The organism is Janthinobacterium sp. LPB2021202312-11-4 (assembly GCF_037049705.1).
GTDB lineage: Bacteria > Pseudomonadota > Gammaproteobacteria > Pseudomonadales > Pseudomonadaceae > Aquipseudomonas.
Map to the genome: position 1 here is coordinate 50921 of NZ_JBAGKV010000035.1, position 8468 is coordinate 59388.

Annotated in this window: 7 protein-coding genes; 6 read left to right on the forward strand and 1 reads right to left on the reverse strand. The window is 55.7% G+C overall.

All coding sequences use genetic code 11. The features are described 5' to 3' along the window. The first annotated feature begins 17 nt into the window (after window positions 1-17). The 3 genes from V5E99_RS26915 to V5E99_RS26925 all read left to right on the forward strand — a co-directional run bounded on the left by V5E99_RS26915 (window position 18) and on the right by V5E99_RS26925 (window position 2949). Window positions 18-1871 carry an Lnb N-terminal periplasmic domain-containing protein gene (locus V5E99_RS26915; RefSeq protein ID WP_499805336.1) on the forward strand — a complete coding sequence of 618 codons (1854 nt, stop codon included), beginning with the start codon at window positions 18-20 and terminating at the stop codon, window positions 1869-1871. 156 nt (window positions 1872-2027) lie between these two features. Then, window positions 2028-2384, forward strand: a complete 357-nt coding sequence (locus V5E99_RS26920; RefSeq protein ID WP_499805337.1) for a hypothetical protein — start codon at window positions 2028-2030, stop codon at window positions 2382-2384. A 70-nt stretch (window positions 2385-2454) separates the two neighbouring features. Beyond that, window positions 2455-2949, forward strand: a complete 495-nt coding sequence (locus V5E99_RS26925) for a GreA/GreB family elongation factor (RefSeq protein WP_499805338.1) — start codon at window positions 2455-2457, stop codon at window positions 2947-2949. A 177-nt stretch (window positions 2950-3126) separates the two neighbouring features. Here V5E99_RS26925 and ettA read toward each other — a convergent pair whose 3' ends face one another. Then, complete coding sequence (gene ettA / locus V5E99_RS26930) at window positions 3127-4818, reverse strand: energy-dependent translational throttle protein EttA (protein ID WP_499805339.1); 1692 nt, start codon at window positions 4816-4818, stop codon at window positions 3127-3129. Window positions 4819-4962: 144 nt separating this feature from the next. On the opposite strand from ettA, the gene V5E99_RS26935 reads away from it, so the two are divergent. From V5E99_RS26935 to V5E99_RS26945, 3 genes are all read left to right on the forward strand, one after another. Continuing rightward, complete coding sequence (locus V5E99_RS26935; protein ID WP_499805340.1) at window positions 4963-6228, forward strand: site-specific integrase; 1266 nt, start codon at window positions 4963-4965, stop codon at window positions 6226-6228. Further along, entirely contained in the window at window positions 6225-7814 is a 1590-nt protein-coding gene (locus V5E99_RS26940; RefSeq protein ID WP_499805341.1) for a hypothetical protein, read from the forward strand. Before V5E99_RS26935 ends, V5E99_RS26940 begins: the two co-directional genes overlap by 4 nt. After that, window positions 7811-8468, forward strand: a 658-nt coding sequence (locus tag V5E99_RS26945) for a hypothetical protein (RefSeq protein ID WP_499805343.1), incomplete at its 3' end; no start/stop codon positions are given. The genes V5E99_RS26940 and V5E99_RS26945, both read left to right, overlap by 4 nt.

Genomic DNA, 8468 nt, shown 5'->3' on the forward strand with positions numbered 1-8468 from the left:
GACTTAAGTTGCCCACTATGCTCAAACGCCTTGCCTGGCTGGCGCTGTGTGTCTGCGCCCCCCTGTCCGCCGCGCCACACATTGACGATCAACGTTTGCAGCAACTGGCCAACGACCCTTTCTGGATTTCCCTGGGCCACTACGAAACCGCCAAGCTCGGCGGCTGGCGCAGCTATGTGAGCGACAAGAAATTCTTCCTCGCCCCCGACGGCAATGAACACCCCGACCATGAATTGGCAGCGACGGTCCAGGCGTTGTATGCCTCGGTCAGCGCCGGCGAAAAACACGCCCAGTGCGTCTACCCGGCCCGCACGCGCTGGCTCAAGGCACAACTCAACCTGACCGACCTGCCGAAGCTGGACTGCGCCGAGTTCACGCAATGGTTCAAGGACGTCGCGCCCCACAGCGCGGTGATGATTTTCCCGGCGGCGTACCTGAACAGTCCGTCGTCGATGTTCGGCCACACCTTGCTGCGCATCGACCAGGCCAATGTGCAAAGCGATAACACCGCGCTGCTCAGTTACGCGATCAACTTCGGCGCGTACATCGAAGGCTCGGACAACAGCATCCTCTACGCCTGGAAAGGCTTGATGGGCGGCTATCCAGGGTTGTTTGCGCTGGTGCCATACCAGGAAAAACTCTCGGAATACCGCAGCCTCGAAAACCGTGACCTGTGGGAATACCGGCTGAACCTGACCCAGCAAGAAACCGAGCGCATGGTCGAGCACGTCTGGGAGCTCAAGCAGATTCAGTTCGACTATTTCTTCTTCGATGAAAACTGCTCTTATCGCTTGCTGGAACTGCTGCAAGTGGCGCGGCCAAGCCTGCGCTTGACCGAGCAGTTCCCGCTCACGGCGATCCCGACCGATACCGTCAAAGCGGTGAAAGAGGCCGGGTTGGTGGAATCGATCCAATATCGTCCGTCCCGCGAACGTGAACTGCTGAGTCGCGCCGCGCCGTTGAATCCTGAAGAACAGCAATGGGTGCTGAAAGTCAGCGCCGATCAGAAACAATTGCAGGCGCCTGCGTTCAAGGCCCAACCGCGCGACCGGCAAGCGCTGATCGTCGATGCGGCTTACCGCTTGGAGCGCTACCGCGCCAACGGCCAGGAACGTGACCCTGAACGCGCCCAGCGCAGTTTCGAACTGCTGCGGGCGATCAACCAGAACCCGCCGCCGGAACTGGACATCCCGCGCCCCGGCTTGCCCGAGGACGGCCACGAATCCCGCACCTGGCAGGCCGGCCTCGGCACCCGTGGCGACAAGTCGTTCGGCGAGTATGGCTTGCGCATGGCCTATCACGACCTCAATGACAACGCCGAGAGCTTCCCGCTGGGCGCGCAGATTGAAATCCTTCAAATGAAACTGCGCCAGTACGAAGGCAATCACTGGCAACTGCAGCAACTGGACCTGGCGACCATCCGCTCCCTGACCCCGCGCAATGAGCTGCTGCAACCGCTGTCCTGGCAAGTCACCGGGGGCCTGGAGCGAGTGCCGGGCAAGCATGACGACGAAACTCTGGTCAGCCATGTCAACGGTGGCGCGGGTGGCACCTGGAAACTGGGGGAAGACGTGCTCGGTTTTGCCCTGGGCACCGTGCGCATCGAACACAACAACGACTTCGCCGGGTTCGTCGCCCCGGCGGCCGGTTTCAACAGCGGCGTGCTGTGGAAAAACCCGTTAGGCAATTTCAGCCTGGAGACCAAGGGCGATTTCTTTACCAATGGCGAAGTGCGCCGTAGCCTGAGCCTGAATCAACAGTGGGAATTGTCGCGCAACCTGGGCCTGCGCCTGAGCGCCCAACGGGAGTTCAGCCACCTCGCCTCGCCTGAGAACGAAGTGATGCTTGAGGTGAAGTGGTATCACTACTAGATCGAAAGATCGCAGCCTTCGGCAGCTCCTACGGGTGCGCGCGGTCAATGTAGGAGCTGCCGAAGGCTGCGATCTTTTGATCTTTCTTTCACATCCCGCTGACGAATCCACTTCTAGACTTCGAGGTATAGGCCGTCAAACGGTCGGGAGTCTGAAATGTGGCGTTACGCGGGTGTGGTGGGATTGCTGTTGTTGTGCGCGGGTTGCCAGTCGACCCACGAAGACCTGATCGCCAAGGGTTACCCGCCGGCCTTCGCCGATGGTTTTGATGACGGTTGCGTCAGTGGCCGTCAGGCGGCCGGGGCGATGACCGGGGAATTTCGTAAAAACGTGCCGCGCTATCTCAAGGACAAACAATACGCCGAAGGCTGGGGCGACGGTTTCCGCCAGTGCCAGGCGATGCTGGAAAACCAGGATCGCGAGGACTACCGCAGTCACCATTGGGATGAACGCGAACGTGCCTGGCAGCAGCAGAAAGACCAGGACGCCGCCCGAGCGTTTCGCTCGCAATAGGTCGCTGCCAGACATTCCTCGAAACTAAATCCCTGCAACCATGGCCCAAACCCTATAACGGGAGAAAACCATGAGTCGCGCTTTCGTCAATGAAGATAACGCCGCCAGCCAAGCCGACACGCCAGTGGAACGGCAAGTCAGTGCGCAGCCCAATTACGTCACCCCGGCAGGCCTTGCGCAGCTTCAAGCGAAGCTCGCCGAGGTGCAAAGCCTGCTCAATGAACAGAGCGCGAAGGGCGACCTGGCCGACAAGCAGCGACAGGCTGATCTTGAGCGGGACTGGCGGTATTTCAATCAACGGCTGCAAAGCGCCCAGGTGGTCAGCCCCGCGTCCTCGACCGACAAGGTACAGATTGGCGCGTGGGTGACGTTTGCCGATGAACAGGGCCATGAACAGCGTGTGCAATTGGTGGGTGAGGATCAGGCGGACGCTGCGAACGGGTTGATTAATTGGGGATCGCCGTTGGGACGGGCGTTGCTCGGCGCGCAGGTTGGGGATGAGGTGTTGTGGAAGCGGCCGGCGGGGGATTGGGTGATTGAGGTTTTGAACATAGATATCGGGTGATTTTCAGGACGCCTTCGCGGGCAAGCCTCGCTCCTACAGTTTTTTCGTGTGCCGAACGACATCGGCCCTGTAGGAGCGAGGCTTGCCCGCGAAGGCCGCCCCGCGATTTACCTGAATAATCCCCATAAAAAAACGGAGCCCCTGAAGGCTCCGCTTTTTCATGCAGCCAACCCGATATCAGGCCAGTTTCTTGTGCCGTACACGGTGCGGCTGGGCAGCCGCTTCGCCGAGACGCTTTTTACGATCCGCTTCGTACTCGGTGTAGTTACCTTCAAAGAAGATCGCTTGCGAGTCGTCTTCGTACGCCAGGATGTGCGTCGCGACGCGGTCAAGGAACCACCGATCGTGAGAGATCACAATGGCGGCGCCCGGGAAGTCCAGCAGGGCTTCTTCCAGGGAACGCAGGGTTTCAACGTCGAGGTCGTTGGACGGTTCGTCGAGCAGCAGGACGTTGCCGCCCTCTTTCAGGGTCAGGGCCAGGTGCAAGCGACCGCGCTCACCACCGGACAGGTCCTTGACGAACTTCTGCTGATCGCCGCCCTTGAAGTTGAAGCGACCGACGTAGGTGCGCGACGGAATCTCGTAGTTGCCGATGCGGATCTGATCGGAACCATCGGAGATTTGCTGGAACACAGTCTTGCTGCCGTCCAGGTCTTCGCGACTCTGATCGACGCAGGCCAGTTGCACGGTTTCGCCGACTTCGATGCTGCCCGAATCCGGTTGTTCCTTGCCCATCAGCATGCGGAACAGCGTGGATTTACCCGCACCGTTACCGCCGATCACGCCAACGATGGCGCCTTTAGGCATGGAGAACGACAGGTTGTCGATCAACACGCGATCGCCGTAGCCCTTGGTGACGTTCTTGAATTCGATGACCTTGTCACCCAGGCGCGGACCGGCCGGGATGTAGATCTCGTTGGTTTCGCTGCGCTTCTGGAATTCCTGGGATTGCATTTCTTCAAAGCGTTGCAGACGAGCCTTGGATTTGGACTGGCGGGCCTTGGCGCCTTGGCGCACCCACTCCAGTTCTTCCTTCATGGCTTTTTCGTGGGCCGACTGCTGCTTGGATTCAGCCGCCAGACGATTGGACTTGGCTTCAAGCCAGCCCGAATAGTTGCCCTCGTACGGGATACCGGCGCCGCGGTCGAGTTCGAGAATCCAGCCTGCAACGTTGTCCAGGAAGTACCGGTCGTGCGTGATCGCGACCACGGTGCCCGGGAAGTCGTGCAGGAAGTGCTCCAGCCAGGCGACGGAATCGGCGTCCAGGTGGTTGGTCGGTTCGTCGAGCAGCAGCATGTCGGGGGCGGACAACAGCAAGCGGCACAGGGCCACACGACGCTTTTCACCACCGGACAGGAATTCGACCTTGGCATCCCACGCCGGCAGACGCAGCGCATCGGCGGCGACTTCCAGTTGGCGATCCAGGTTGTGACCGTCGCTGGCTTGCAGGATGGCTTCGAGCTTGGCCTGTTCGGCAGCCAGTTTGTCGAAGTCGGCATCTTCTTCCGCGTAAGCGGCGTAGACCTCGTCCAGGCGCGCCTGGGCGTTCTTGATCACGCTGACCGCTTCCTCGACCACTTCACGCACGGTCTTGGTCGGGTCCAGGATCGGCTCCTGCGGCAGGTAGCCGATGTTCAGGTCCGGCATCGGACGGGCTTCGCCCTCGAACTCTGTGTCAACGCCGGCCATGATTTTCAACAGCGTGGACTTACCCGAACCGTTGAGGCCGAGTACGCCGATCTTGGCGCCGGGGAAGAAGGACAGCGAAATGTTTTTCAGGATTTCCCGCTTCGGCGGAACAACTTTGCCCAGCCGATGCATGGTGAAGACGTAAGAACCTGTTTGTCCGTGCTTGTCACCTTTTGCCATTTTTAATAACACCTATAATTCAGATATTGTGGGGCTTTGCTGTATTTATTCAGCACGCGATGCGGAATAAAAAAGTAATGTTTCTAATGGAGCCTAATTTGATTCGTTACTATACTTGAAAAAGTTAAGTTTTGGAGGCGAATCGTGAGTCATCAGATTGTAGCGATAAGGATCAATGGTGCTAGAGGAAAGCTGCTGGTGCAAGAGCACATGCCTGCTTACTACCCGAACCTTTATGTGACTTTAGAGCAGTCGGGCCGGGCTTTAAACACACAGCACAAATATTTGGAGCACATCGGGGTCGTTGAGGACTTTCTGAAGCATGAGTCGATTGACCTGATCGCCCGCCTAGAGGAGCGGCCAACGTCGCGCTACTTAACTGATAGTGAGATTTCACGATTTGTCGCGGACGCGGCATTATATAAGTCCACTTTGGACAAAAAGTATACAGGTATACGTCTGGCTCCTGCGGCCTACAAGACAGTGGGTATAGTCCATGCGCAGCAGCGACTTGAAGCCGTGCGCGACTACCTCAAATTCCTGTACGAAAAGCTGGGTGACGAGACGACGCGAGATGCAGCCCTTGATGAGGTCGAGCGGCGCCTCAATCGCAAGATAAAGGCGGCCAAGCCTGCCTGGAAGAAAGTCAGAAATGATGACATGAAAGGTCTGACCAGCCAGGAGCGAGATCGTCTGTTAGAGATCATGCATCCTGAGAGTGCTGAGAACCCCTTCGCAAATGAAGTACTGAAGCTGCGTAATTACATTATTTTGCTCTTGGGCCTTGATCTGGGGCTACGCCGCTCCGAAATGCTTCTGATTAAGCTCGGCGATATTCGGTGGCATAGCCGGGAACTCTCAGTCGTCAATCTTGAGAGTGAGGTGATCGACCCGCGCACGCTGGCTCCGCAATTCAAAACCCACGAACGAATGCTGGAAATGGGTGACGACCTTATCTTCGCACTCAAGAAATATATCGACACCTACCGTGTCTTTAGGAAGGGGCCGTCTGAGGCAAAAAAACATCCTTTTCTACTGGTGTCTCATCGACGCAATGATGGTAGGCCGCTGAGCGTTAAAGCCCTTGATGGCATCCTGCCTCGGGTTGGCAAAGTAGTGCCCGAACTGGCGCATATTCACCCTCATGTGTTGCGTCATGATGCAGTCTACACGCTGCTAGAAAGCATGCGAGAGGAGTTGGAAACACTTACCCCAGAGGATCGCACAACAAAGGCTCAAAAAATCCTCACCTATGCTTTTGGATGGAGTCCTCAATCCAATATGCCGAGCCTCTACGGGGCGAAATTCTGGAAGGAAGAAGCAAATAAGGCGATGAAAACACGCTCGGATAAATTCAAGGCTATCAGAGAGAGTGTCGAGGCTGAAGTTCGCAGGAGACACGCAGAGTGAATGTCGCAGCTTCAGCACTTGAAGTACCCACGCAGGACTCTTTTGATGCATGGCTGATTACACCTCGCCTTGCCAAATGCGGCCTGCTTTTCACTCCCTCTGAACCGATGTGGTGGCCTGATAGGTCATCCCGTAATGCGATCAATTGGCAAGCCGCAATCCGTTGCGTTCCATTCGATTGGCAACGCTGGTTACACGCCGCTTTGGCCTATCGCATGGCAGAGGTTTCACAGGGAACTATTGGCCTAGCTGCTTCAATTCTGTCGCGCGCTGCGCAGGTGGGGCTAGATCCCCTCAATGAGAATCACCTGATTGATTTGCGCGAGCGTTTTAATATGGGAGAATTTTCCGCGCTTGTCGGCTTCATGGGATTTTGGCAAGCGTGCGAATCGCTTGAACAGCGACCTTCGAAAGCCTTGATTGAAGCTTATAACGCGATACCCAAAAAGAAGCGGCCGCGAAACGATGTCATCTTGCGCCTAGATCCTGAACAGGGGCCGTTCACGCAGGTGGAGCAGGACGCCCTGCACCAGTGGGTGCATGAACAGTTCTGTCACGGCAATTTAGACCCTGAGCGCTATCTCTATTTGCGCCTGGCGATGATCTACGGACAGCGTGGTTCACAACTACGCATGATGGTCTTTGATGATTTTATCAAAACCGATCGGGGCTATCTTATTCGAATGTTTTGGGCGAAGCAGAAAGGCGATGATTCGGGATGGCGAGCAACGTCCGAGAGCTTCAATTTAGATGAAGATCTTTACAACACCGTGCAGGCCTATAAGGCCATTATTCAAGCTAAACTTGAGCGGGAATATCCTGATCGAGCCAATTGGTGTAAAGCGATTGGGAACGTACCACTCTTTCGTCGTAAACTAGACAATGAAATAAGGGAGATTAAACCAGTTCCCGTGTTAATTGATCTTCCTGATCAAAACGCGTTGGAGCAGGGCCCGCAGGCGAAGTTTCATATCGCCGGTGGAGTGATAAGATCTTGGTTGTGGCAAATGGAGAGTATGCTTGGGTTTCCTATCTCGCCGCGTACACATCAGCCTCTGAAAATCTCTAAAGGCCATCGCTTCAGGCATACGCTCGGCACCGATCTCTCGAACGCTGGGCTGGATGAGTGGTCAATCGCTAGCGCACTAATGCATTCCGGCACACGCACCGTCCGTAAATACAGAGCGGTATCAGCTGAGTTAATGAAGCTGATTGACGAAAAGATGAGTGATCATCTGGCACTAGTCGTGGGAGCGTTTACGGGCTTGATTGTGACAGATCGTACTTCTGCCAAAAATGGGGATCGTGTGGACCGCCTGATTGAGGACCTTGCTGTCTGCGGTGCCGATCAAGCCTGCTATCTGGATGCTCCATTTACGTGTTATGGCTGCATTAAGTTTCAGCCACTCGTTGACGCGGATCATAGCGCCGCACTTGCTCGGCTTGAACGCCGCCGTGCGCAAACCATTGCCAACGATAAAACAACGGGAGTGCTATGGGACCGTGCAATTCTAGCATGTCGCAAGGTAATTCTTGATTGCAAAGCGCTGCGAGAATCACGCACGGCAGATGGAAGTGACATATGAGCAATATCATCGATTTTAAACCCCTTAGTCACCTTAAAGCCGCCGCACAGTTGGATGCCTTTATCACGTGGGCGCAAGCCACTTTGCCCAAGGGCGTTCCTAATCAACGGATCCATGCTGGGATTCGATGGGATATGGACTCATGGCATAATTCGGGAATTAGCAGCTGCGCCTTCACTGCACATGGATCACCGAGAAATTCGAATGCGAAAGGCAAAAAATTTATGCAACCGCCATTCATGGATTTCGCCAAAGCGCTAATTGTGTATCACAGCGTATTTCGAGGAAAGAAATCGGCTAAGGACATACTATCCGGCGCGAGGATTCTTGAGGTTGCGCTGGTCGAGGTAACTGGAACAAACGACGTGACAAGAGTTTCGGCTGCTATCTGCAACAGAGCTTGTGAACACCTGAAGGCCGAGTATCCTGATGGAAATAGTGCGTATAACAGGAGCAAACTTCTCGAACAGATAGTCGTGTTGATGAGGGATAAAGGATTACTCGCAAAGCCATTTCGATGGACTTCGCCGCTGCGATACAAGGACTCGGGTACGCTGAAGGAGCAGCAGAAAAGTAACGAAAAAAAATTACCGAGCCGTGAGTCGATTCGAGCCTTGGGCGAGCTATTTAATAACGATCTGACCAGTCCGCTAG

Coding starts and splice junctions, on each gene's coding strand:
- V5E99_RS26915 (WP_499805336.1), top strand. CDS start 18: ATGCTCAAACGCCTTGCCTGGCTGGCGCTGTGTGTCTGCGCCCCCCTG.
- V5E99_RS26920 (WP_499805337.1), top strand. CDS start 2,028: ATGTGGCGTTACGCGGGTGTGGTGGGATTGCTGTTGTTGTGCGCGGGT.
- V5E99_RS26925 (WP_499805338.1), top strand. CDS start 2,455: ATGAGTCGCGCTTTCGTCAATGAAGATAACGCCGCCAGCCAAGCCGAC.
- ettA (WP_499805339.1), bottom strand. CDS start 4,818: ATGGCAAAAGGTGACAAGCACGGACAAACAGGTTCTTACGTCTTCACC.